Source organism: Brevundimonas sp. GW821-FHT12C05, from assembly GCF_058807475.1.
In genome coordinates, this window is record NZ_JBXAQS010000002.1 from 48,280 (window position 1) to 70,410 (window position 22,131).

21 protein-coding genes are annotated in these 22,131 nt (G+C 68.5%); 13 read left to right on the forward strand and 8 right to left on the reverse strand.

Features of this window, described 5'->3' with window-relative positions:
* The first annotated feature begins 58 nt into the window (after positions 1-58).
* On the forward strand, positions 59-2,914 hold the full coding sequence (secA, locus tag AC1RRF_RS09550; RefSeq protein ID WP_492834208.1) for a preprotein translocase subunit SecA: 2,856 nt from the start codon (positions 59-61) through the stop codon (positions 2,912-2,914).
* Between the two features lie 73 nt (positions 2,915-2,987).
* Here secA and AC1RRF_RS09555 read toward each other — a convergent pair whose 3' ends face one another.
* On the reverse strand, positions 2,988-3,425 hold the full coding sequence (locus AC1RRF_RS09555) for a helix-turn-helix domain-containing protein (protein ID WP_492834209.1): 438 nt from the start codon (positions 3,423-3,425) through the stop codon (positions 2,988-2,990).
* Between the two features lie 74 nt (positions 3,426-3,499).
* Between AC1RRF_RS09555 and AC1RRF_RS09560 the strand changes: the two genes are divergently transcribed.
* Positions 3,500-4,342 (forward strand): class I SAM-dependent methyltransferase, encoded by an 843-nt coding sequence (locus AC1RRF_RS09560; RefSeq protein WP_492834210.1) that lies wholly within the window; start codon positions 3,500-3,502, stop codon positions 4,340-4,342.
* 42 nt (positions 4,343-4,384) lie between these two features.
* A complete protein-coding gene (locus tag AC1RRF_RS09565) occupies positions 4,385-5,548 on the forward strand; it encodes an aminotransferase class V-fold PLP-dependent enzyme (protein ID WP_492834211.1) in 1,164 nt (387 codons plus the stop codon).
* Positions 5,549-5,555: 7 nt separating this feature from the next.
* On the opposite strand, the gene AC1RRF_RS09570 is transcribed toward AC1RRF_RS09565, so the two are convergent.
* Together AC1RRF_RS09570 and AC1RRF_RS09575 are read right to left on the reverse strand one after the other, a co-directional pair.
* Positions 5,556-6,467: a hypothetical protein gene (locus AC1RRF_RS09570; protein WP_492834212.1), complete on the reverse strand. Its 912-nt coding sequence runs from the start codon at positions 6,465-6,467 to the stop codon at positions 5,556-5,558.
* A gap of 105 nt (positions 6,468-6,572) precedes the next feature.
* On the reverse strand, positions 6,573-8,075 hold the full coding sequence (locus tag AC1RRF_RS09575) for a CoA-acylating methylmalonate-semialdehyde dehydrogenase (protein WP_492834213.1): 1,503 nt from the start codon (positions 8,073-8,075) through the stop codon (positions 6,573-6,575).
* A gap of 192 nt (positions 8,076-8,267) precedes the next feature.
* Between AC1RRF_RS09575 and AC1RRF_RS09580 the strand changes: the two genes are divergently transcribed.
* Entirely contained in the window at positions 8,268-8,864 is a 597-nt protein-coding gene (locus AC1RRF_RS09580) for a hypothetical protein (RefSeq protein WP_492834214.1), read from the forward strand.
* Entirely contained in the window at positions 8,861-9,892 is a 1,032-nt protein-coding gene (locus tag AC1RRF_RS09585; protein ID WP_492834215.1) for a WD40 repeat domain-containing protein, read from the forward strand. Before AC1RRF_RS09580 ends, AC1RRF_RS09585 begins: the two co-directional genes overlap by 4 nt.
* A 12-nt stretch (positions 9,893-9,904) precedes the next feature.
* On the opposite strand, the gene AC1RRF_RS09590 is transcribed toward AC1RRF_RS09585, so the two are convergent.
* Both AC1RRF_RS09590 and AC1RRF_RS09595 read right to left on the reverse strand, forming a co-directional pair.
* Entirely contained in the window at positions 9,905-10,795 is an 891-nt protein-coding gene (locus tag AC1RRF_RS09590) for an alpha/beta hydrolase (RefSeq protein WP_492834216.1), read from the reverse strand.
* A 58-nt stretch (positions 10,796-10,853) separates the two neighbouring features.
* Positions 10,854-11,339: a Fur family transcriptional regulator gene (locus tag AC1RRF_RS09595; RefSeq protein WP_492834217.1), complete on the reverse strand. Its 486-nt coding sequence runs from the start codon at positions 11,337-11,339 to the stop codon at positions 10,854-10,856.
* A gap of 107 nt (positions 11,340-11,446) precedes the next feature.
* Between AC1RRF_RS09595 and AC1RRF_RS09600 the strand changes: the two genes are divergently transcribed.
* A complete protein-coding gene (locus AC1RRF_RS09600) occupies positions 11,447-13,480 on the forward strand; it encodes a TonB-dependent receptor (protein ID WP_492834218.1) in 2,034 nt (677 codons plus the stop codon).
* A gap of 89 nt (positions 13,481-13,569) precedes the next feature.
* On the forward strand, positions 13,570-14,361 hold the full coding sequence (locus tag AC1RRF_RS09605; RefSeq protein WP_492834219.1) for a SapC family protein: 792 nt from the start codon (positions 13,570-13,572) through the stop codon (positions 14,359-14,361).
* Between the two features lie 56 nt (positions 14,362-14,417).
* Here AC1RRF_RS09605 and AC1RRF_RS09610 read toward each other — a convergent pair whose 3' ends face one another.
* Both AC1RRF_RS09610 and AC1RRF_RS09615 read right to left on the reverse strand, forming a co-directional pair.
* On the reverse strand, positions 14,418-14,825 hold the full coding sequence (locus AC1RRF_RS09610; RefSeq protein ID WP_492834220.1) for an acyl dehydratase: 408 nt from the start codon (positions 14,823-14,825) through the stop codon (positions 14,418-14,420).
* Between the two features lie 13 nt (positions 14,826-14,838).
* Positions 14,839-15,861: an NADP-dependent oxidoreductase gene (locus tag AC1RRF_RS09615; RefSeq protein WP_492834221.1), complete on the reverse strand. Its 1,023-nt coding sequence runs from the start codon at positions 15,859-15,861 to the stop codon at positions 14,839-14,841.
* A 315-nt stretch (positions 15,862-16,176) separates the two neighbouring features.
* Between AC1RRF_RS09615 and AC1RRF_RS09620 the strand changes: the two genes are divergently transcribed.
* Positions 16,177-16,494: a hypothetical protein gene (locus tag AC1RRF_RS09620; protein WP_492834222.1), complete on the forward strand. Its 318-nt coding sequence runs from the start codon at positions 16,177-16,179 to the stop codon at positions 16,492-16,494.
* Positions 16,495-16,556: 62 nt separating this feature from the next.
* Here AC1RRF_RS09620 and phyR read toward each other — a convergent pair whose 3' ends face one another.
* Entirely contained in the window at positions 16,557-17,351 is a 795-nt protein-coding gene (phyR, locus tag AC1RRF_RS09625; RefSeq protein WP_492834223.1) for an anti-anti sigma factor/receiver protein PhyR, read from the reverse strand.
* Positions 17,352-17,544: 193 nt separating this feature from the next.
* Between phyR and nepR the strand changes: the two genes are divergently transcribed.
* The 5 genes from nepR (at position 17,545) to AC1RRF_RS09650 (ending at position 22,129) form a co-directional block, all read left to right on the forward strand.
* Positions 17,545-17,733: an anti-sigma T factor NepR gene (gene nepR / locus AC1RRF_RS09630; protein WP_291836347.1), complete on the forward strand. Its 189-nt coding sequence runs from the start codon at positions 17,545-17,547 to the stop codon at positions 17,731-17,733.
* On the forward strand, positions 17,730-18,335 hold the full coding sequence (locus tag AC1RRF_RS09635) for a sigma-70 family RNA polymerase sigma factor (protein WP_492834224.1): 606 nt from the start codon (positions 17,730-17,732) through the stop codon (positions 18,333-18,335). The genes nepR and AC1RRF_RS09635 overlap by 4 nt, the downstream gene beginning before the upstream one ends.
* A gap of 4 nt (positions 18,336-18,339) precedes the next feature.
* Complete coding sequence (gene phyK, locus AC1RRF_RS09640) at positions 18,340-20,106, forward strand: sensor histidine kinase PhyK (RefSeq protein WP_492834225.1); 1,767 nt, start codon at positions 18,340-18,342, stop codon at positions 20,104-20,106.
* Positions 20,107-20,143: 37 nt separating this feature from the next.
* On the forward strand, positions 20,144-20,281 hold the full coding sequence (locus AC1RRF_RS09645) for an entericidin A/B family lipoprotein (RefSeq protein ID WP_492834226.1): 138 nt from the start codon (positions 20,144-20,146) through the stop codon (positions 20,279-20,281).
* Between the two features lie 189 nt (positions 20,282-20,470).
* Entirely contained in the window at positions 20,471-22,129 is a 1,659-nt protein-coding gene (locus AC1RRF_RS09650) for an MFS transporter (RefSeq protein ID WP_492834227.1), read from the forward strand.
* The last annotated feature ends 2 nt before the right edge of the window (positions 22,130-22,131 follow it).

Below are 22,131 nucleotides of genomic sequence, written 5' to 3' on the forward strand. Positions count from 1 at the left end.
CCGCCCTTCCGGGACCACAACCAGAGCCATTTGTCGCTCGCCCGCCTTCGGATCCTCCATGCTCGGCTTTGCCAAGAAGATTTTCGGCTCCTCCAACGACCGCAAGGTCAAGGACTTCATGGGCCGCGTTCAGAAGATCAACGCGCTGGAGGAGAAGTACGCCGCCCTCTCGGACGACGAACTGCGGATGATGACGGACGCCTTCCGCGACCGTCTGGCCGGCGGCGAGAGCGTCGACAAGGTCATGAACGACGCCTTCGCGGTGGCTCGTGAGGCCTCCAAGCGCGTCCTCGGCCAGCGCCAGTACGACGTGCAGCTGACCGGCGGCATGATCCTGCATGACGGCGGCATCGCCGAAATGCGCACCGGCGAAGGCAAGACCCTGGTCGCCATCGCGCCGGCCTATCTGAACGCCCTGTCCGGCAAGGGCGTGCACGTCATCACCGTGAACGACTACCTGGCCCGCCGCGACGCCGAATGGATGGGCCGCGTCTATCGCTTCCTGGGTCTGGAAGTGGGCGTGATCGTCAACGGCCTGTCGCAGGGCCAGCGCCAGGCCGCCTACGCCGCCGACATCACCTACGGCACCAACAACGAGTTCGGCTTCGACTATCTGCGCGACAACCTGGTCTATGACCGCAAGGAGATGGTGCAGCGTCCGCACCACTTCGCCATCGTCGATGAAGTCGACTCCATCCTGATCGACGAAGCCCGGACCCCGCTGATCATCTCGGGACCGACCGAGGACCGTTCCGACCTCTATGTGACGGTCGACGCGATCATCAAGGAGCTGATCCAGGACAAGGCCACCTTCGACCTCGACGAAAAGCAGCGTCAGGCACTGCTGACCGAGGAAGGCTCGGAGCTGATCGAACAGCTGATGGAAGAGCGCGGCCTGTTCGCCGAGGACACCACCGGCCTGTACGACGCCGCCAACATCACCCTGGTGCACCACATCAACCAGGCCCTGCGCGCCAACACCCTGTATCAGAAGGACAAGGACTACATCATCAAGGCCGGCGAGGTCATGCTGATCGATGAGTTCACCGGCCGCATGATGCAGGGCCGCCGCCTGTCGGAAGGCCTGCACCAGGCGATCGAGGCCAAGGAGGGCGTGAAGATCATGCCCGAGAACCAGACCCTGGCCTCGGTGACGATCCAGAACTATTTCCGCCTTTATGAGAAGCTGTCCGGCATGACCGGCACGGCCGCGACCGAGGCCCAGGAATTCCTCGACATCTACAAGATGGACGTCCTGGAAGTGCCGACCAACCGTCCGGTTCAACGCATCGACTACGACGACGAGATCTTCCGCACCGAGCGCGAGAAGAACCTGGCCATCGCCGCCCAGATCGCCGAACGCCATCTGGCGGGCCAGCCGGTGCTGGTCGGCACGGTGTCGATCGAGAAGTCCGAGACCCTGTCCGAACTGCTCAAGAATTTCGTCTACAAGGTCGAGGTCTCGCGCACGCCCAAGAAGGAGTTCGAGGGCAAGCCCAAGGACGCCGAGAAGATCGGCGATGCGGCCTATGACATCGAGTACGAGGTAAAACTGCGGGGCATTCCGCACAGCGTCCTGAATGCCCGCCAGCACGAGCAGGAAGCCTATATCGTCGCCGACGCCGGCCTGCCCGGCGTCGTGACCATCGCCACCAACATGGCCGGCCGCGGCACCGACATCCAGCTCGGGGGCAACCTCGAGATGCGGATGCAGAAGTGGCGCACCGACCTGCGCAACATGGCGCAGGAGGTCACCACCGAGATGGAAGCGGCCGAAGAGGCCCGCCTGAAGGCCGACATCGCCGTCCAGAAGGAAATCTCGCTGGCCGCCGGCGGCCTGTTCGTGCTCGGCACCGAACGCCACGAGAGCCGCCGCATCGACAACCAGCTGCGCGGCCGGACCGGCCGTCAGGGCGACCCCGGCACCTCGAAATTCTTCCTGTCCTGCGAGGACGACCTGCTGCGCATCTTCGCCGGCGACCGCCTGGACTCGATCATGAAGTCGTTCGGCGTCGCCGAGGGCGAGGCCATCAGCCACCCGTGGCTGAACAAGGCCGTCGAACAGGCCCAGAAGCGCGTCGAGACCCGCAACTACGACATCCGCAAGAACCTGCTGAAGTACGACGACGTCGTGAACGACCAGCGCAAGGCCGTGTTCGAGCAGCGCCAGGAGTTCATGGACGCCACGGACCTGTCGGAACTGGTCAACGAGTTCCGCAGCGACGTGATTTCGGACCTGGTCGAGAAGCATATGCCGCCCAAGGCCTATGCCGAGCAGTGGGACATCGCCGGCCTGGACGAGAAGGTTCGCTCGACCCTGGGTCTCGAGCTGCCGCTGGCCGACTGGGCCGCCGAGGAAGGCGTGTCCAACGAGGAGATCGAGGAGCGTATCGTCACCGCCGCGGACGCCCGCGCCGAGGAACGCATCGCCCTGGTCGGCGCCGAGCAGATCCGCAACCTCGAACGCCAGTTCATGCTGCAGATGATCGACATGCAGTGGCGCGAACACCTGGTCCAGCTGGACCACCTGCGCGGCGTCATCGGCCTGCGCGGTTATGGCCAGCGCGATCCGCTTAACGAATACAAGACCGAGGCCTTCAACCTGTTCGAGTCGCTGCTGTACGGCCTGCGCCACGATGTGACGCGCTGGCTGATGACGGTGGAGTTCCGCTTCGAACAGCCGCCGGCGATGGAGATGCCCGAGTTCCAGGAAATCCACCTGAACCCCGGCACCGGCGAGAACGAGATGGCCAACCCGCTGGCCCAGCTGCCGGAAGGCGCGCTGGAAGGCGACGCCCGGTCGCGCCTGCCGGTCGACGTCCTGCCCGTCGGCTGGGAGCGCACCTCGCGCAACGCCGACTGTCCCTGCGGCTCGGGCCGCAAGTTCAAGCACTGCCACGGCAGCTTGATCTAAGGGCGCTATCGCTCGGCTCGCGGAGCCTCGCTGCCTGGGCGCGGTGAGGCGCTCGCGCGGTTTGGGCGGCGGTTCAGATCGCCGTCGCCCGGAACCGGCTCCGCGAGGGCGCCGTCGCGACTTCACGCCCCGCAAAGCGCACGATCCGGCGGAATTTGGCGCATGCCATCAGCGTCGGCGCCGTGCAGGCCGAAGCGTGCAGCAGGCCTTCGCGCATTCGCGACAGCTCTTCGATACGGCGGCCGATCTCGTCCGCCCTCGCCCGCAACCGCGCCTTGTCGATGACCGGCTCGGGCGCGCCGCCCAGCATGGCCGCGATCTCGTCCAGCGAGAAGCCAGACGCTTGACCCAGCGCGATCAGGGACAACCGCTCCAGCACCTCCGGATCGAACAGGCGCTTGAGCCCCCGGCGCCCCGTCGAGGCGATCAGCCCCCGCTCCTCGTAGTAGCGCAGCGCCGAGGCGCGCACGCCCGAGCGGCGGGACAATTCGGCGATGTCGATGTCGCGCACTCTTGACCTCAAGTCGGCTTGAACTTGCAGGATGGCCTTGCGGTCCCTTCGCCGCAACCTCGATGGAGACCGAGATGACCGCACCCGCCCTTCCTGGCGTCCCAGGCCAAAGCTACTGGACCCGCTCGGGCGGCTCGGCCTGGGCCGATCTCCAGACCCTGATGGACCGGCTGTACCAGCCGATCGGCGAGGCGGTCGCGGACCGGGCCGACCCGCCCATCGGCGCGCGGGTGCTGGACGTGGGCTGCGGCGCGGGCGCGACGACCCTGGACCTAGCCCGCCGCGTGGGTCCGGCGGGAGGCTGCACCGGCGTCGATATCTCCGCCCCGCTGCTGGAGGCCGCGCGGGGCCGGGCGGCGGCGGCCACCAATGTCGATTTCATCGAGGCCGACGCCCAGACCCACGACTTCGGCGAGGCGGCGTTCGACGCCGTGACGTCACGGTTCGGGGTGATGTTCTTCACCGATCCGGACGCCGCCTTCGCCAATCTGAGGCGGGCGACCAAACCCGGGGGCCGGCTGACCTTCGCCTGCTGGCGTGCGGTCGCCGAGAATGCCCTGACCCAGGTCCCGCTGGAGGCCGCCACGCCCTTCCTGCCCGACCTGCCGCCGCCGCCGCCCGTCGACGCGCCCGGCCGGTTCGCCTTCGCCGATCCGGAACGGGTGCGCGGCATCCTGCGGCGCAGCGGCTGGACCGACATCGAGATCGCGCCGCTGGACACGCCCACGCCCCTGAGCCTGGACGAAATGCTCGACCTCGGCCTGAAGTTCGGCGTGCTGGGAACGGCGCTGCCGCAGCAGGATGAGGCGGTGCAGGCCCAGGTGCGCGAGGCGGTGACCGACCGGCTGAGTACGCACCTCCGGGACGGGATCATTCCGATGAGCGCCGCCTGCTGGCTGGTCTCCGCCCGGGGCTGAGGGCCGCTGGCGGAGACCGCCGCGCCGTGCGACATCCACGACATGACCCACAAGGCCCTGTTCTCCCGCGCCCTGTCCCTGGACCCGGAGCGCCTGCATTTCGCCGCCCACAGTCATCACCTGTGGCCCGACGCCAGCTTCGACGGCCAGATGCGGGCCTGGGTCGAGGCCAACCGGTTCGCCGACCGTAAATGGGATCTGGTCTTCGGCGACGTCGTGCCCGAGGCGCAGAAGCACGTGGCGACGGAGTTGAACCTACCCTCGCCGGACAGCGTCGTCTTCGCGACCAACACCCATGAGTTCCTGCTGCGCATCGTCTCCGGGATCGAGGCCAAGCCCGTGCGCATCCTGTCGACGGACGGCGAGTTCCACTCGTTCCGCCGCCAGGGCGAACGCTGGGAAGAGGCGGGCGAGGCGGTCATCACCCGCGTGCCCCTGCAGCCATTCGACACCTTCGAGGACCGCTTCGTCGAGGCGGCCAAGGGAGGCGGCTTCGACCTGATCGTGATCAGCCAGGTCTTCTTCCGCACCGGCCAGGTGTTCGGCGGCGTCGAGGCCCTGGCCGAACTGGCCAAGCCCGAGGGCCCCTGGGTGGTCATCGACGGCTACCACGGCTTCATGGCGACCCCGACGGACCTGTCGGCGGTGGCGGACCGGGTCTTCTATGTCGCCGGGGGCTACAAATACGCCATGTCGGGCGAAGGCGCGGGCTTCCTGCATGCGCCGGACGGCTTCTGCCCCCGTCCGGTGATCACCGGCTGGTTCGCCGAGTTCGGCAATCTGACCGGGCCTCCGGACGGCGTTCAGTACCGCGAGGACGCGGGCCGCTTCTGGGGCGCGACCATGGAGGCGACGCCCCTGTATCGCTTCAACGGTGCTCGCCGCATGCTGGACGAAGCCGGACTGAGCACCGCGGACGTGGCCGCCCATGCGCGCGGGCTGATGGCGCGGTTCCAGAACGCCGTGCAGGCAGGCGGGGCCGGGCGGCTGGACAAGGCCGAGCTGATCAATCCGGTCGCCGGCGACGCGCCCCGTGCCCGCTTCCTGGCTTTCCGGCACGCGGACGCCCAGGACTGGCGCAAGCGGCTGCTGGACGCCCATGTCGTCACCGATGTGCGCGACGACGTGATCCGCTTCGGCTTCGGCCTGTATCAGGATGAGGCGGACGTGGACCGGCTGATCGAGGTCTGCCGCCGCGTCCTGTGACGCCCTTCTAGTAGAAGGTGGTGTCTTCCTGCTGGCGCGGCTCGGGCGCCTTGCGCGGGGCCGGCGCCTGGATCGGACGCGCCGGAGCCGGGGTCGTCCCTGGCTGAGCCACGCCCGGCTGAGCGGCGCCGGGCTGGGCCGGGGCCTGGCCGGGCACCGGCGTCACCTGCGGCAGGGTCGGATACGGCAGGCCCTGCGGCGCGGGGCCGCCGTCGGGATAGGGCAGCGGCGCCTGACCATCCGCCGCGGGCGCGGCCACCTCAGGCGCGATCCGGTCCGGAGCGTCCAGATCATCGCGGATAAAGGCCCATGAGCGGGAGTCGGAACAGGCGCAGGCCTTCATGAAGCCCTCGCGATCACGCCAGATGATCAGCGGATAACGGGTCTGCAGCCCGGCTTCGCTCAGATTGCGGCTCAGCTGGCCGACGAAGTCGCGGCCGGCGTCTACCACCGCCCCCCGGGCCAGGTTGCCGTCGGCGGACGGAATGCCCGCCGCCGTCCAGTTGTTCACCGGCGTTGCGGTCCAGCGCTGGTACAGGACCCAGTCGCGCGTCAGCCACAGCTCGGCCACCGTGGCGCGCTCAGCGGCCGTGGACTGCTGCAGTCCCTCGCGATCACCGCGCGCGAAGACGAGAATGCGCATCTCGACCCCGGCGGCGCGCAGCTTGGGCCCCTCCTCGCGCTCGAACCGCTGCATGGCGGCGCTGTCGCGATAGCCGATGACGTAGAGAGCCTGACCGCCGCCGCCCGCCGAGATCCACGAGCTTTCATCCAGCAGGCGCTGAATCTCGACCTGGTTGCGAGTGACCGTCACCGGTTGGAAGCGGGCGTAGAAATTCCAGTAGGCCCAGTAGCCGCCGCCCGCGAGGGCGAGGCCGATCACGGCGGCGAGGGCGGACCAGACGAAAAAGCGACGCATGCGGGGGAGCGCTCCAGCTTCACAGTGCGTGGAGGTTAACGCCTAACATCGAAATGCGCTGCCGCGAACGCCGGAAAGGCGAAACCTTTCCGGCTTTCGTCAATCTCAGCCCATCGTCGGAATGACGAAGGAGCTGTCGGCGTGTTCCAGCTCCGAGTCCGGCCAGCGGGCGGTGATGGTCTTGACCTTGGTCCAGAACTTCACGCCTTCCATGCCGTGCTGGTTGGTGTCGCCGAAGGCCGAGCGCTTCCAGCCGCCGAAGGTGTGATAGGCGACCGGCACCGGGATCGGCACATTGATCCCGACCATGCCGACGTTGACGCGGGCGGCGAAGTCGCGGGCCGCGCGGCCGTTCTGGGTGAAGATGGCGACGCCGTTGCCGTACTGGTGCTTGGACGGCAGCGACAGGGCCTCCTCGAAGCTGGCGGCGCGCATGATCTGCAGCACCGGGCCGAAGATCTCTTCCTTGTAGGATTCCATGTCCGCCGTGACGTGGTCGAACAGCGACGGGCCGACGAAATAGCCGTTCTCGTGGCCCTGCAGGGTGAAGCCGCGGCCATCGACGACCAGCTCGGCGCCGTCCTTGACGCCCTGGTCGATCCAGCCCTCGACGCGGGCCTTGTGCGCGGCGGTGACCACCGGGCCGTAGTGGGCGCCCGCGTCGGTCGAGACGCCGACCCGCAGGGTGTCGATCTCGGCGACCATGCGCTCGCGCAGTTCATCGGCGGTCTTCTTGCCCACCGGCACCACGACCGGCAGGGCCATGCAGCGCTCGCCGGCCGAGCCGAAGGCCGCGCCGGACAGGTCCTTGATCACCTGGTCCATGTCGGCGTCGGGCAGGACGATGCCGTGGTTCTTGGCGCCGCCCATGGCCTGGACGCGTTTCCCGTGGGCCGCGCCCAGCTGGTAGACGTAGTGGGCGATGTCGGACGAGCCGACGAAGCTGACGGCGTGGACCTGCGGATGGGTCAGGATGGCGTCGACGGCGGCCTTGTCGCCGTGCACGACGTTCAGCACGCCGGCGGGGGCGCCCGCCTCCATCATGAGCTCGGCCAGACGCACCGGCAGCGAGGGATCACGCTCGGACGGCTTCAGCACGAAGGTGTTGCCGACCGCGATGGCGACGCCGAACATCCACATCGGGATCATGCCGGGGAAGTTGAACGGGGTGATGCCCGAGACCACGCCCAACGGCTGGCGCATCGAATAGACGTCGATGCCGGGGCCGGCGCCGTGGGTGTATTCGCCCTTCAGCACATGCGGGATGCCGCAGGCGAACTCGATCACTTCCAGGCCGCGCTGGATGTCGCCCTTGGAGTCGGCGATCACCTTGCCGTGCTCGCTGGACAGCAGTTCGGCCAGCTCGTTCATGTTCGCCTCGACCAGGCGCTTGAACTCGAACATCACGCGGGCGCGGCGTTGCGGATTGGTCGAGGACCAGCCGTCGAAGGCGGCCTGGGCGGCCTGCACGGCGCGATCGACCTCGCCGGTCGTGGCCAGCTGGACACGGGCCTGGGCCTCGCCGGTGTTCGGATTGAACACATCGCCGAAGCGGCCCGAGGCGCCGACGAACGAGGCGCCGTCGATGAAGTGGTTGATGTCACGCATGATTGAGGCGTTTCCCTGAACCGGAGGCTTGTTCTTGTGGGCGGCGGTTTAGCCGGTGCCGCAAGGGAAAACCAGCCGCGCACGCCCGGCTCGGGCATTGCGAAACGGTAACTGTGCGGCGGAGACGGGCCGTGATCCAAAAAGGCCCGCCCCCGCGCGAGACGCCGCCGGGAGCCGCCGATGGAGGTCGCTATGGACGATGGATCCCTGGAACAACGCCTGATGAGGCTTGAGAGGCGCAATCGCCTGCTGACCGCGGGACTGGTCGCGACCGCGGCCATGGGCCTGATCGCCGCGGCGTCCGCAGGCGCAAATCTCGACCGCTCGCCCCAGGTGTTCGACAAGATCGTCGCGCGCGAGATCGTCGTGGTCGACCCCAACGGCCGCGAACGGGTGGTGATCGCCGCACCCCTGCCCGAACCGCGTCTGGCCGGATCGCTCAGCAAGCGCGGCGAGGCCCTTTCCGGCATCCTGCTGTTCGACAGCGAGGGCAATGAGCGGGGCGGCTATGTCACCGGCGACGATCCGTCGAGCGGGATATCCCTGACGCTGGACGAAATCGGCCGGATGGCCGTGTCGCTCTGGGCCGGCGAGCGCGGATCGTCCGGCCTCAGGTTCGGCAACCAGGACGGCAACTCCGTCGATCTGCAGGTCAATCCGGCCGGAACCTTCCTGACGCTTCGAGAGAAGGGCCAGATCACCGCCGTGTTGCCGGCGTCCGCAACGCCGCCCCCGGCCGCGACCACGCCTCCTCCCGCCCCGGCGGCGCCCGCGGGAGCACCACGATGATCTTTCGCTCCTTGAAACCCGCGGCCCTGGCCGGTCTCTCCCTTCTCGCCATCAGCGTCGGCCCGGCGCAGGCGCAGGACGGCGGCCAGGCGATCCACGCCGCCGGCGATCCCATCAGCCTGAGCCAGCCTCGGGCGGTGACATCCCTGGATATAGACCCGCGCGGCGGGACGCTGGCGGTGAGCGGGCTCGACGGCGCGGTGCGCCTCTGGTCGCTGGCGACCGGCGCCGCCGGGCCGGTGTTCCCGATTCACGAAGGGGACGCGGCGGTCGTGCGCTTCACCGCCGATGGTCGCCGCCTCCTGACGACCGGCGCGGACGGTCTGGTCGCCCTGCTGGACGCCGGCGCCGGAACGCGCGTCCGGACGTGGCGCTTTCCGACCTGGTGCCTTGGGTTGGCCGTCGTGGACGCGGACACCGCCGCCGTGGGCTGCGCCGACCTGAAGATCCGGATCCTGAACCTCGGCGACGATCAGGTGGTGCGCGAAATCCAGGCTCCCGGAGACCTGCAGTACCAGTATGTCCTCTCGCTTTCGGCCTCGCCGGACGGACGACTGCTGGCCTCGAACAACCCGCTCACCCTTTACGACGTGGCGACCGGCGAGCAGCGGGGCAGCGTGCCCAGCTTCGCGCAGCGTGTGACGTTCTCGCCCGATGGCCGCAGCCTTCTGGGCGGCAGCATGAAGGCCGGCGCCTCGGTGGTGTCGGTCGATCCCCTTCAGGCCCGCGCGCGTCTTGTCACGGACGTGGAACAGCAGGTGCAGACGCCGTCCGGGCGCCAGACCGTGCGGCAGGGGATGCCGATCTACGGCCTCGCCTGGTCCCCCGACGGCCGCTTCTTCGCGACCGGCGGCCTGGACCGGCTGGTGCGCATCTGGCGCATGGAGGACGGAGCCGACCCCGTCGAGGTGGCGCGGCTCGAGGGCCATGAAAGCGCGATCTCCGCCCTGGCTTGGCATGGCGACCGGTTGGTCAGCGGCGACCTGGGCGGGCACATCCGGATCTGGCGTCTGACAAGAGGGTCGTGAGACCGCTCCCTCTCAGACCGCCGCCTCGAACAGGGCGTCGCGGGCGACGTCAGCCTTGAGCATGGGGAAGAAGTGGGTCCCGCCCTTCACCGTTTCGACGGTGACCTTGGGCAGACCCGCGGGGCTGCGGGTCGGGAAACAGGTCGAGCCGGTCTCGGCGCGCAGAATGCGGACCGGGCGATCAACCTGCCCGAGCGCCCGCCACGGATCATGGGACTGGGCCGCGTAGTTGGAGGCTTCCCATTCCGGCGCGCAGGCCAGGACGAAGCCCTCGGGCGTCTCGATCAGGCCATCGACCAGATAGTCGGCGATCATCATTTCGGGCCAGCCGCGGAAGGCGCCCCGGCCCGAATAGGCGGCGAGCGCCTGCTCCCGACTGTCGAACACGGCCCGGCGCTTGAGGGCGTTCTTCACCAGCGGAATGCGCGAGGCCAGGCGGTCGAACAGGGGCAGCTGGAACAGGGCCACGGTGACCCGGCCCCAGATCACGGGATCCATCAGCACCAGCTTCGACACCCGCTCCGGACGTTCAGCGGCGGCCAGCAGGGCCGCGGTGCCGCCCATCGAGTGCCCGGCCAGCACCACCGGCGGGCCATCCAGCGCATCCAGCAGGGCGACCAGGTCGTCGCGGTGATCGCTCCAGCCGCGCCGCGCCTGTCGCTCCGTCGGCAGGGTCGTGCGCCCATGGCCGCGTAGATCCGGCGCCCAGATGCGCAGCGTCCCGGACAGGGGCGCCAGCAGGGTGCGGTAGGTCATGGCGTTGAAGCCGTTGGCGTGGACAAAGACCAGGTCCACGGGCCGCTTCGGGTCGCCGAAATCGAGGATCGACATTTCGCCCGCGCCCCACCGGTTATCGACCGGCAGGCTCAGGCGACGGGGCGGGGAGAGCCGGATCGCGTCCATGCGGCAGAGATAGAGACCCGGGAGCCCGTTTTCCAGAGAAACCGACCCGAAGCGGACGTCAGCCGGCGACGCGGCAGGCCGGGCAACGGCCGTGAGCCTCGATCGTGGTGCGCTCGATGACGTAGCCGGCGGCGCCCGCGGCCCGGTCCAACCCCTCGGCGACAGCGGCCGAAACCTCTTCGGTCGCGCCGCAGCAGTCGCAGATCAGGAAGGCCGCCGCATGGTCCGCCGAGCCCGAAGAGCAGGCGACATAGGCGCTGATCGAGGCGATGCGGTGGGCCAGGCCCATGCGCTCGAGGAACTCCAGCGCGCGATAGACGGTGGGCGGCTTGGCCGGCTGACCGTCCTCGCCGAAACGGGCGATCAGGTCATAGGCCTTCACCGGCTCGCCCGCCGCCAGCAGCAGCTCCAGGACCCGCAGGCGGGCCGCGGTCATGCGCTCACCCTCGCCCCTCAGGCGCGCGTCGGCGGCGGCCAGGGCCAGGGCCACGGTCGAGGCGGACGGCGGACCGTCGTGGTGGTGGTGATGACAGGCGTCGCCCATGCCCGAAGAGCTAATGCTTCCCCCGCCCCTCCGCAACCGGATCCCGCTTGACTTCGTGTGATGTTATCTCATAACACCCAAGCACCTGCACCATACGAGTCCCCTCCATGACCCTCGCCGCCGTTTCCCGCGCCGCCCTTCTGACCGCCCTCGGCTGGAGCGCGCTGGCGGGCGCCGCCTCCGCCCAGAGCGCGGCTTCGGCCCCCCGGCAACCGGCGACCGAACTGGACGAGGTGGTCGTGACCGGCGCGCCCTTCGGCATCAGCCAACGGGCCACCACCATCGCCACCACCGTCCTGACCGAGGAACAGCTGGCCCAGGCGCCGGCCGCCTCGCTGGGCGATCTGGTCAACGGCCTGCCGGGTGTGCGTTCGACCGATTTCGCGCCCGGCGCCAGCCGCCCGGTGATCCGCGGTCTGTCGGGCCCCCGCGTGCAGGTGCTGACCAACGGCATCGGCCTGATCGACGCCAGCTCGGTCTCGCCCGACCACCAGGTCGCCACCGACCCCGCCGAAGCCAATCGCATCGAGATCGTGCGCGGCCCGGCGACCCTGGCCTATGGCGGCACCGCCATCGGCGGCGTGGTCAATGTGCTGGACGGCCGTATCCCGGACGCCCTGCCCGATGGCGTGGACGGGATGGTCTCGACCCAGGCGTCCAGCGTCGATGACGGCTGGTCGGCCTCGGGCCGCGCCACCTTCGCGCTCGGCCCCATCGCCGTGAATGTGGAAGGCGTGAAGAAGGACGCCTCGGACTACGACATCCCCGCCCCTGCCATCTCGCAGCGACTGGCGGACGCTGAAGGCGTCGCGCGCGGCGACGGCGGCACGCAGCCGAACAGCTTCTCGCAACTGGAAAGCTGGGGCCTGGGCGCGTCGTACATCGGGTCGCGCGGCTATATCGGCGCGTCGTACAAGGACCTGTCCTCGACCTATGGCACCGTCGCCGAGCCGGATGTCTTCATCGAGCTGAAGCAGACCCGCGAGGATGTGCGCGGCGAGCTGCGCTTCGACGGCGGCCTGTTCCAGGCCCTGCGTGGCTCGGCCGGTCATGCCGAATACACCCACACCGAGTTCGAGGGACCGGGCGAGCCGGGCACCATCTTCAACTCCGATGGTCAGGAAGGCCGCATCGACCTGATCCAGCGCACCCGCGACGGCTGGAACGGCGCCTTCGGGGTGCAGGCCCTGTCGCGCACCTTCGAGGCCATCGGCGACGAGGCCTTCGTCCCATCCAGCAAGATCGAGGAAACGGGCGTCTACACGGTCCAGCGTCTGGACCGCGACGGCTGGGGCCTGGAGGGCGGCCTGCGCTATGACCGGCGCAGCCTCGCCGCCAATCCGCTGAACGGCGACCCGCGCGTCGACCGCAGCTTCGACAACTGGTCCGGTTCGGCGGCGGTCTTCATCCGCCCAACGCATGACCTCTTCCTGGGTCTCAGCCTGGCCCACAACGAACGCGCGCCGTCAGAGGTCGAGCTGTTCGCCGACGGCCTGCACATCGCCACCGCCGTCTATGAGACCGGCGATCCGACGCTGGACAACGAGAAGGTCTCCACCATCGAGGGGACCGTCCACTACGACGCCGGCAAATTCCGCGGCGACCTGCACGTCTATGCGTCCAAGTACGACGGCTTCATCGACGAGCGCGACACCGGCGCCACCTTCATCGACGACGGTGAGGAATTCCCGATCTTCCAGTTCGTCCAGACCGGCGCGAAATTCCGCGGATTCGAGGCCGAGGCCGAATACGAGTTGTGGAGCTCGGGTGATCGGGCGCTGTCGCTGGAAGGCGCCGCCGACTATGTGCATGCCCAGACCGATGTCGGTCCCGCCGCGCGCATCCCGCCCTACAGCGTGACCGGCCGCCTGGCCTGGACCTCGACCCCGTTCGACGCGACCTTCGAGGTCCGCCACGTGGGCGAGCAGGACCGTCTGGCCGAGAATGAGTTGGGCACGGACGGCTACACCCTGGTGAACCTGTCGGGCGTCTGGCGTCCGTTCAGCGACCGCAAGGTCTCCGTCTTCGCCGAGGGCCGCAACCTGACGGACGAGGAGGCTCGCGAACACGTCAGCTTCCTGAAGGATATCGCCCCCCTGCCCGGCCGAAACTTCCGCGTGGGGGTGAGCTACAGCTTCTAGACGAACCTGGAAGGCGAGCCGGTTTGCCGGTGTCACATCTCTGGGCTAGAACGCCCGCCTTCCTCTTTTTTCCAGAGCTGATCGCGTCCATGACCGACACTACCGCCCAGACCGCCGGCCTGTCCGGAAACGTTCTCTTCTACAGCCAGCCCGAGCCCCTGTCGGTCGAGGCCCACGGCACACTCGGCGTCGACCCGGTCGACAAGCCCTACGCCTTCGCCGCCGTCACCAACCTGGTGCCGCTGACCGTGACCGAGTTCGCTCCGGCCGCTCTGTCCTATCCGGTCATCTTCGTGGGCGAGTCCAAGCAGCCGGTCTCCGTGATGGGCCTGCGCACGGGCGAAAACCTGTACGTCAGCGACAACGGCGACTTCCGTCCCGAAGCCTACATCCCGGCCTATGTGCGTCGGTATCCGTTCGTCTTCGCCAATGACGACGCCCAGAAGCGCCTGATCCTGTGCGTCGACCGTGGCGCGTCCTTCCTCAAGGAAGCCGGCCAGACCCCGCTGTTCGTCGACGGCCAGCCGTCGCCGTACACCCAGCAGGCGATGGAGTTCTGCAACAATTTCGAACAGGAACGTCAGCGCACCGACGCCTTCGTCGCCCTGCTGACCGACCTTGATCTGTTCGAGACCAAGGAAGCGGTCTTCACCCCGCGCAACCCGGACGGCACCGCCGCCGAGCCGCAGAAGCTGGCTGAGTATTACGCCATCTCGGAAGACAAGCTGAAGGCTCTGCCGGCCGAGAAGCTGGTTGAACTGCGCGACAACGGCGCCCTGGGCCAGATCTACGCCCACCTGGTGTCGCTGCTGGGCTGGGACCGCCTGATCGCCATGGCTTTCCAGCGCGCCGCGGAACAACCGACCGCCGCCAACGCCTAAGCGTTCGCCGGACCTGAAAATGAAGAGGCCCCGCCGGCGACGGCGGGGCCTTTTTCTTACCGCCGGGCCAGAAGCGAGCGGGTCAGGCAGGAGAAGATCAGCCGTCCCGCCTCGTCCAGCATGTCGTGCTGGGCGATGACGATGCCCTTCTCGTCGCCCACGGGATCCTTGCCCATGACGGTCATGCGTCCGCGCATCAGCTCGCCGGCGGGCGGGTTGCGCATGTAGCGCAAGCCGTCGACCGCCAGCACCTTGGACTGGGCCCATCCCGCCGCCTTGTCGGCGAACAGCCGGCTCCACAGCGCGTAGACCATGGCGTCGGGCGCGCCGTAGGCCGGATCCCAGCCGGGCAGGAAGCGTTCGATGAACACCTCCATCGCCGTCTGGTCGACCATACAGGCTCCCAGCGGCACCACCTCGCCGACGCCCAGATCCTCGAAATGGACGTGCAGGGATTCGGTCATGCGGGGCGCTCCGTCAGGCGGCCGGTTCTTCCGACACCCGAACCAACAGCTTGCCGTCGTGGTCGCCGGTGAACAAGCGGTTCAGCGAGTCGAGCGCGCCTTCCAGCCCGTCGTCGACGTGGACCTTCCACTTCACCCGGCCGTCGGCGAGCATCGGACCGACCTCGGCCACCATCTCCTTGCCGCGATGGCCGTAGTCCAGGACCAGGAAGCCGCGCACGTCGAGCCGATGGGTGATCAGCCGGCTGAAATTCGGCGACGGCGGCATGCGGGTGGCGTTGTACGACGAGATCAGGCCGCAGACGGCCATGCGGCCATGGATCTTCAGCCGGTTGAAGACGGCGTTCATGATATCGCCGCCGACGTTCTCGAAATTCATCTCGAAGCCGTCGGGGGCCAGGCGGTCCAGTGCGTCGCCCACGTCCTCGTTCTTGTAGTCGATGGCGGCGTCGAACCCGAGATCCTCGGTCAGCCAGCGGCATTTCTCGGGCCCGCCGGCGATGCCGATGACCCGTACGCCCCGTGCCTTGGCGATCTGGCCGGCGATCGAGCCGACGGCGCCGGCGGCGGCGGAGATGACGATGGTCTCGCCCGCCTGCGCCTTCAGCACATCGGTGACGCCGGCCCAGGCCGTCAGCCCAGTCATGCCCATCACCGACATGTTGGCGGTCAGCGGCAGGCCGGGCGCGCGATGCACGCGCGAGGCCGTGCTGTCGGGGATGACGGCGTAGTCGGCCCAGCCACCGGCCGCCGTGGTGACGACGTCGCCGGCCTTGAAACGTTCAGACTTGCTGTCCTCGACCACGCCCAGCGTCAGGCCGCGCATCACGCCGCCCAGCGGCACGGCCGGCAGATAGCCCTCGGCCTCGTTCATCCAGGTGCGGTTGGTCGGGTCCAGCGACAGATAGACGGTCCGGACCAGAATCTCGGAATCCTTCAGCTCGGGAAGGGCCGCCTCGATCAACTCCAGATCACCGGGTTGGATCAGGCCCTTGGGTCGCTGACGCAGCACCCACTGACGGTTGGTTCGAGCCATGGGATGTCCCTCCGGGTTTTCTTTCTGGACCCACATAGTGGCGCTCGCCGCGCGCCTGTCCAGACGGGGCAAAGAAAAAGGCGGATCGCAAGGGATCCGCCCGAAGTGGCATCATCGAGAATGAGGCGCGGAGGCGACAGACTGGCTGTGGCCAGTCCTAAGTCGGGGGGGCGTCGCCGCCTCCGCAGATTGATAACGGGGTCTCCCGAAAGGGGTTCCGGACCGCTTCGGATTTTTTCGCGCCTCGAGCGAGACCGGAACGGCGGCGCCGACCGCCGCGTTTAAGAGCTGACCAGGCAACACCGGGAGGCCGTCATGACCCACCAATCCCCGCACGACAAATCCGCCGACGCCGTCCACGAGGGCCGGCCCGTGGAGGCCCAGTATGTCCGGGGCGGTCGGGGCGGCGTGCGCATCCTGACCCTGCTGATCGTTTCGGTCGGCGCGGCGGCCGTCCTGCTGCTGGGCATGTGGTTCGTCAGCAACGGCGGGTTCGAACGCACCAACGCCAACAACGGCGAGCAACCGGTCGACGCCCAGGCCTTCAACCAGGGAGCGGCCACGCCCCCGGCCGCCAACACCTCGACCGGCGCGGCGCCCAACGTCAACGCGCCGACGGCGTCGGCTCAGTAAACGACAAAGGCCCCGGTCGCGGGACCGGGGCCTTATCTTCATGCCTCAGAAGGCGGAAACGGTCAGGCCGCTTCCCGCTGACGCGACGGATGGAAGAACAGCGCCTGGCTGATCGCCGCCTTCACCGTCTCCGGCTGGAAGGGCTTGGTGATCAGGAAGGTCGGCTCCGGCCGCTCACCCGTCAGCAGACGCTCAGGGAAGGCGGTGATGAAGATCACCGGCACATCGACCCGCTTCAGGATGTCCTTGACCGCGTCGATGCCCGACGAGCCGTCGGCCAGCTGGATGTCGGCCAGGACCAGTCCCGGACGGTGGCGGGCGACGGCGTCGACGGCCTCATCGTGGGTGGTGGCGGTGCCGGTGACGCGATGGCCCAGCTCCTTCACCAGGCTTTCGATGTCGGCCGAGATGATGGCCTCATCCTCGATGATCAGGACGTCGGTGGCCAGTTCGGCGTCGATGTCCGACTGGGCTTCTGAGATCAGGCGCTCGACGTCCTGGGCGTCGGCGTCGAGGATCTGGGCGGCTTCCGAAGGTGTGAAGCCCTCGAGAGCGGTCAGCAGGAACGCCTGGCGCGACCGGGGCGCGATGCGCATCAGGCGACCCGAGGGATCGTCGCGGCCTTCGATGCCGCTCTTGTCCTCGAGCTGGGCGCCGGTCGAGGTCCAGATGGCGTGGAACACGTGATAAAGCGCGACGCGCGGCGTCATCTCGGCGGGCAGTTGGCGTTCGCCGGCGGCGAGGGCCTCCAATGCGACACGGACGTAGTTGTCGCCGGTGGTCTGGTCGCCGGTCAACGCGCGGGCGTAGCGGCGAACATAGGGAAGGTGCGGCGCAAGGCGGGCCAGCAGGCTCATACTCGAAGTCCCCGACATAGTTTGCAGGCCCCTGAAGCGGGACCGCGGCAGTCAGTCGAAACGTATCAAATCAGTCACGGTTCCCGGAAGCGAGAGAAAGCTTGAGCATATTTTGGTTCCATGCCCGGAACCCGAAACCGGGGGTGGCGTTTCTCGCTTCTACAATAGCGTCTGGGTGGCGATCTTTTTTACGATGACAGACAAATCCAACCCTCCGGGGAAACCGGCCAAGGATGGAGCCGGCCTCGAAGAGGCTCGCCTGCGTCAGCAGGCCATCGGCGTGAAGCTTAGGCATATGTTCGACGAGGTGGTGAACGAGCCCGTGCCGGACGAGTTCCTCGACATTCTGAGGCGCGCCGACGAGCGCGGGAGCGGCGCATGAGCGGCGCCAACCCGCCGCCCAAGCCGCCTTCAGCCGACGACAACGCCTTCAAGAAGGAGTTGGTCGCGCTGATTCCGCATCTGCGCGCGTTCGCTCGCACCCTGACCGGCGATCCGACGGCGGCCGATGATCTGGCCCAGGACGCGATGATGAAGGCGTGGGACGCCCGCGCCAGCTATCAAATGGGCACCAACATGAAGGCCTGGACCTTCATGATCCTGCGCAACCAGTTCTATTCCGAGAAACGCCGCTCGTGGCGCCAGTCGCAGCTGGACCAGGAAGCGGCCGAGCGGACCCTGGTGGCCGTGGACGATCCGGAATCCCCCGTCGCCCTGGACGAATTGCGCCTGGCCCTGGCCACCCTGCCCGAAGAGCAGCGCGAGGCGCTGATCCTGGTCGGCGCCGGGGGCTTCGCCTACGAGGAGGCCGCCGAAATCTGTCAGTGCGCCGTCGGCACGGTCAAAAGCCGCGTCTCCCGCGCCCGCAAGGCGCTTCAGGCCACGCTGGAGAAGGGCGGTTACGCCCGCGACGGCCGCGCCGCCGGCGACGCCATGCGTTCCATCCTGGCCGCCGCCGATCGCTTGAGCAGCGTCCGGAACTGATCCGGTGCGGATCGGGCGCGCACTAGGAAGAGGACTGGCCCAGCCGAAATTCCAGGGCATCCGCTTCCGACTGGGCGTCGCCCTGGCTCTCGCCCTGCTGCCCATCCTCCTGCTCGGCGCCTTCCAGGCCCAACAGCAGTTCCGCCTGCAGAACACCGAGCGGCGGCAGGACTTGCAGCTGGCCGCCGAACGCACCGCCGCCAGCGCCAAGGCGCGGCTGGACAGCACCAGCGTGCTGCTCCAGGCGCTGCGGCCGGAGGCGCTGGAGCTGTTTTGCGAGCCCCGGCTGACGGCGCTGGTCGACCGGCTGGACGACCTTGACGGCCTCGCCCGACTGACCCCCACCGGCCACACCGCCTGCGCCTCCCAGGCGCTCGGCGCCGCGCCGCCGCCGTGGCTCATCGACGCCCGGCGCAGCGTCTGGTTCCAGCGCCTGCGCGCCGGCGAGAATACGGTGCTGGCCCGCGCGCCCGCCGCGCCGGGACGACCGCCGGGACTGATCGTCGCCCTGCGGCTCGAACGGCCCCTGGGCGCCTTCGACGGCGCCATGATCGCCGTCATCCCCCTGGCCTCGCTGCAGCCGGATGTCGCCGACGCCGCCCTGCCCGAGGGGTCGCAGGCCGCCCTCACCGACGCGCAGGGCCGCATCCTGACGGCCACCGACATCGACGCCTTCACCCTGACCGGCGACCAGAGCCTGCTCGGCTGGGTCGATCGTGCTCGCACGCAGGGATCGTCCATTTTCGAAGGCGATTCCGGCGGTCGGCGCCGGGTCTTCGCCGGCGCGGCCCTGGCCGGACGCGATGTCTACGCCCTGCTGTCGGCGCCGTCGCCGGGCCTGCTGTCGTGGGCGCGGCTGAATCCGGTCGGCCTGCTGCTGATGCCGTTGGCCGCCTGGCTGGCCGCCTTCGTCTCGGTGATGCTGTTCAGCGAGCGCATCGTGGTGCGCTGGCTCGACTATCTGGAGCGGATCGCCGCCATCTACGCCCGCGGCCGCTTCTCGGTGCGCCCCGTGCAGGCGGTCAACGCCCCGTCCGAGATCCGCGTGCTGGCCAAAACCCTGGACGAACTGGCCGAGACCATCACCACCCGCGACGCCGCCCTTCTGGCCTCGGTCGAGGAAAAGGACGCGCTGATGCGCGAGATCCATCACCGGGTGAAGAACAATCTGCAGATCATCTCGTCCCTGCTGTCGATGCAGCAGCGCGCCCTGAAGGATGAGCCGGCCAAGGCGGCCGTGGGCGACACCCGCCAACGGATCGCGGCCCTGGCCCTGATCTACCGCACCCTCTACCAGAGTGACGACCTGCGCTATGCGGACGCCCGCATCTTCCTGACCGAACTGGTCGGCCAGCTGATCGCCAGCGAGAGCGGGCGCGGCCATCTGGTGACGTCGTCAGTCGAGGCCGATTCGCTGGTCGTCGATCCCGACAAGCTGGCCCCGCTGGCCCTGTGGTTGGTCGAGGCGGTGACCAACGCCCAGAAGCACGCCTTTGCGGGCAGGGGCGGTGATCTGAAGGTCCGCTTCCGGGTGCAGGGCGACCAGAGCATCCTGGAGGTGCAGGACAACGGACCGGGCGTCAGCGAGACGGAACGCGCCGGCGTGGGGCGCACCCTGATGGGCGCCTTCGCCAAACAATTGCGCGGCGACGTCGAGATGCTGCCGGCCGAGGGCGGCGGCACGATCGCCCGCATGACCTTCGCCACGCCCGAGGCCGTGGTGCCCGTCGATCCGGCCGACCTGGGAACCGCCAAAGCGCCGCGACGTTGATATGGCAGACGCCTCCCCGGCCTCATGGAGTTCACCGATGCGCAAGATTTTCATTCTGGTCGCCGCCGCCGCCGCCCTGACCACCGCCGCCTGCAACACCGTTTCCGGTGTAGGCCGTGACGCCTCCGCCGCCGGCCACGCGGTCACGGGCGCCGCGGAAGACGCCAAGAACTAGACCCGTTTTCTGAGTTCCCGGCTGCGGTTCCCCCCGACCCGCGATCCGGTTGAAAGAGGCCCGCCGGCGCCCCCCGCCGGCGGGCCTTCGCCTATTCCGTCCACCCTTCCCGCTTGCGCCCGGCGCGGCGCGCTCTAGCATCGCCCCGAAGCGTCCGCAGACGACGCTCACGACGCGGGGAGACGTTGGATGACGCAAGCAGATGAAACCCGGGATGGACCGGGCCTGAAGACGGTCGTGGGCGCCTCGGCGGCGGGCACGGCGTTCGAATGGTACGACTTCTTCGTCTTCGGCTCCCTGGCCACCGTCATCGCCAAACATTTCTTCGCCGACGCGGGCGAGACCGTCAGCTACATCATGGCCCTGCTGACCTTCGGTCTGGGCTTCGTGGTTCGTCCCCTCGGCGCCCTGGTGTTCGGCTGGTTCGGCGACCGGACGGGACGCAAGACCACCTTCCTGGTGACCATCACCCTGATGGGGCTGGCGACCGTCGCCATCGGCCTGCTGCCCGACTACGGAACCATCGGCATCGCCGCGCCGATCCTGCTGCTGATCATGCGCATGCTGCAGGGCTTCGCCCTGGGCGGAGAGTACGGCGGGGCCGCCATCTATGTCGCCGAGCATTCGCCGCCGAAGAAGCGCGGCCTGCTGACGGGTTGGATCCAGACCACCGCCGCCATGGGCCTGATCGGAGCCTTGGCCGTAATCCTCACCACCCGCGCCATCGTCGGGACCGAGGCCTTCGACGACTGGGGCTGGCGCATTCCCTTCTTGCTGTCGGCCCTGCTGCTGATCGTGTCCCTGTGGATCCGGCTGAAGCTGAACGAGAGCCCGGCGTACAAGCGGATGGAGGCGGAGGCCGGTGAAAACCGCGCACCGTACCGCGAAGCCTTCTTCCAGTGGGGCAACGGCCGCTTCGTCCTGATCGCCCTGTTCGGGATCATGATCGCCCAGGGCGCCGTCTGGTACTGCGGCTATTTCTACACCCGCTTCTTCATGGAGAAGGTGCTCAAGGTCGACACCAACACCGTCGACCAGCTCGTGCTGATGGTCACCGTGGCCTCGGCCTTCCTCTATGTCTTCTTCGGCTGGCTGTCGGACAAGGTGGGGCGCAAGCCGGTCATGCTGTTCGGCATGATCCTGGCCCTGATCGCCTTCTTCCCCGGCTTCCACGCCCTGACGAAGGCCGCCAACCCCGCGTTGGCCGAAGCGCAGGCCGCCAGTCCGGTAACCGTCGTGGCCGACCCCGCCGACTGCAACCTGCTGTTCGATCCGATCGGCAAGGCGGTCTTCTCCAGCTCCTGCGACATCGCCCGTATCGCCCTGTCCAACGCCGGCGTTCCTTATGAGACCGTCCACGCGCCCGCCGGCGCGCCGACGGCGATCCGGGTCGGGGACGCCGAGGTCGCCTCGGTCGATGGAAGCGCCATGGCCCCCGCCGCGCTGAAGGCGGCGCGCGCCGACCTGGACACCCGCGCCAAGGCCGCCCTGACCGCCGCCGGCTATCCGGCCAAGGCCGACCCGGCGCGGATCAACATGCCGCTGACCTTCGCCATCCTGATGATCTTCATGGTCGCGGCCTGCGCCCTGTACGGACCGCAGGCGGCGGCGCTGGTCGAGCTGTTCCCGACCCGGGTGCGCTACACGGCGATGAGCCTGCCCTACAACATCGGCACCGGCTGGGTCGGGGGATTATTGCCCGCCGCCAGCTTCGCCCTGGTGGCGGCGTCGGGGAATATCTATTTCGGCCTCTGGTATTCGGTCGCCTTCACGGTGGTGGCGGTCATCGTCAGCCTGATCTGGCTGCCGGAGACCAAGGGCCGCGACCTGGACACGATCCGGACCTGACG

What these genes read in the sequence shown, in the direction of transcription:
- secA (WP_492834208.1), top strand. Translation starts at nt 59, where the DNA reads ATGCTCGGCTTTGCCAAGAAGATTTTCGGCTCCTCCAACGACCGCAAG.
- AC1RRF_RS09560 (WP_492834210.1), top strand. Translation starts at nt 3,500, where the DNA reads ATGACCGCACCCGCCCTTCCTGGCGTCCCAGGCCAAAGCTACTGGACC.
- AC1RRF_RS09565 (WP_492834211.1), top strand. Translation starts at nt 4,385, where the DNA reads ATGACCCACAAGGCCCTGTTCTCCCGCGCCCTGTCCCTGGACCCGGAG.
- AC1RRF_RS09570 (WP_492834212.1), bottom strand. Translation starts at nt 6,467, where the DNA reads ATGCGTCGCTTTTTCGTCTGGTCCGCCCTCGCCGCCGTGATCGGCCTC.
- AC1RRF_RS09575 (WP_492834213.1), bottom strand. Translation starts at nt 8,075, where the DNA reads ATGCGTGACATCAACCACTTCATCGACGGCGCCTCGTTCGTCGGCGCC.
- AC1RRF_RS09580 (WP_492834214.1), top strand. Translation starts at nt 8,268, where the DNA reads ATGGACGATGGATCCCTGGAACAACGCCTGATGAGGCTTGAGAGGCGC.
- AC1RRF_RS09585 (WP_492834215.1), top strand. Translation starts at nt 8,861, where the DNA reads ATGATCTTTCGCTCCTTGAAACCCGCGGCCCTGGCCGGTCTCTCCCTT.
- AC1RRF_RS09590 (WP_492834216.1), bottom strand. Translation starts at nt 10,795, where the DNA reads ATGGACGCGATCCGGCTCTCCCCGCCCCGTCGCCTGAGCCTGCCGGTC.
- AC1RRF_RS09595 (WP_492834217.1), bottom strand. Translation starts at nt 11,339, where the DNA reads ATGGGCGACGCCTGTCATCACCACCACCACGACGGTCCGCCGTCCGCC.
- AC1RRF_RS09600 (WP_492834218.1), top strand. Translation starts at nt 11,447, where the DNA reads ATGACCCTCGCCGCCGTTTCCCGCGCCGCCCTTCTGACCGCCCTCGGC.
- AC1RRF_RS09605 (WP_492834219.1), top strand. Translation starts at nt 13,570, where the DNA reads ATGACCGACACTACCGCCCAGACCGCCGGCCTGTCCGGAAACGTTCTC.
- AC1RRF_RS09610 (WP_492834220.1), bottom strand. Translation starts at nt 14,825, where the DNA reads ATGACCGAATCCCTGCACGTCCATTTCGAGGATCTGGGCGTCGGCGAG.
- AC1RRF_RS09615 (WP_492834221.1), bottom strand. Translation starts at nt 15,861, where the DNA reads ATGGCTCGAACCAACCGTCAGTGGGTGCTGCGTCAGCGACCCAAGGGC.
- AC1RRF_RS09620 (WP_492834222.1), top strand. Translation starts at nt 16,177, where the DNA reads ATGACCCACCAATCCCCGCACGACAAATCCGCCGACGCCGTCCACGAG.
- phyR (WP_492834223.1), bottom strand. Translation starts at nt 17,351, where the DNA reads ATGAGCCTGCTGGCCCGCCTTGCGCCGCACCTTCCCTATGTTCGCCGC.
- nepR (WP_291836347.1), top strand. Translation starts at nt 17,545, where the DNA reads ATGACAGACAAATCCAACCCTCCGGGGAAACCGGCCAAGGATGGAGCC.
- AC1RRF_RS09635 (WP_492834224.1), top strand. Translation starts at nt 17,730, where the DNA reads ATGAGCGGCGCCAACCCGCCGCCCAAGCCGCCTTCAGCCGACGACAAC.
- AC1RRF_RS09645 (WP_492834226.1), top strand. Translation starts at nt 20,144, where the DNA reads ATGCGCAAGATTTTCATTCTGGTCGCCGCCGCCGCCGCCCTGACCACC.
- AC1RRF_RS09650 (WP_492834227.1), top strand. Translation starts at nt 20,471, where the DNA reads ATGACGCAAGCAGATGAAACCCGGGATGGACCGGGCCTGAAGACGGTC.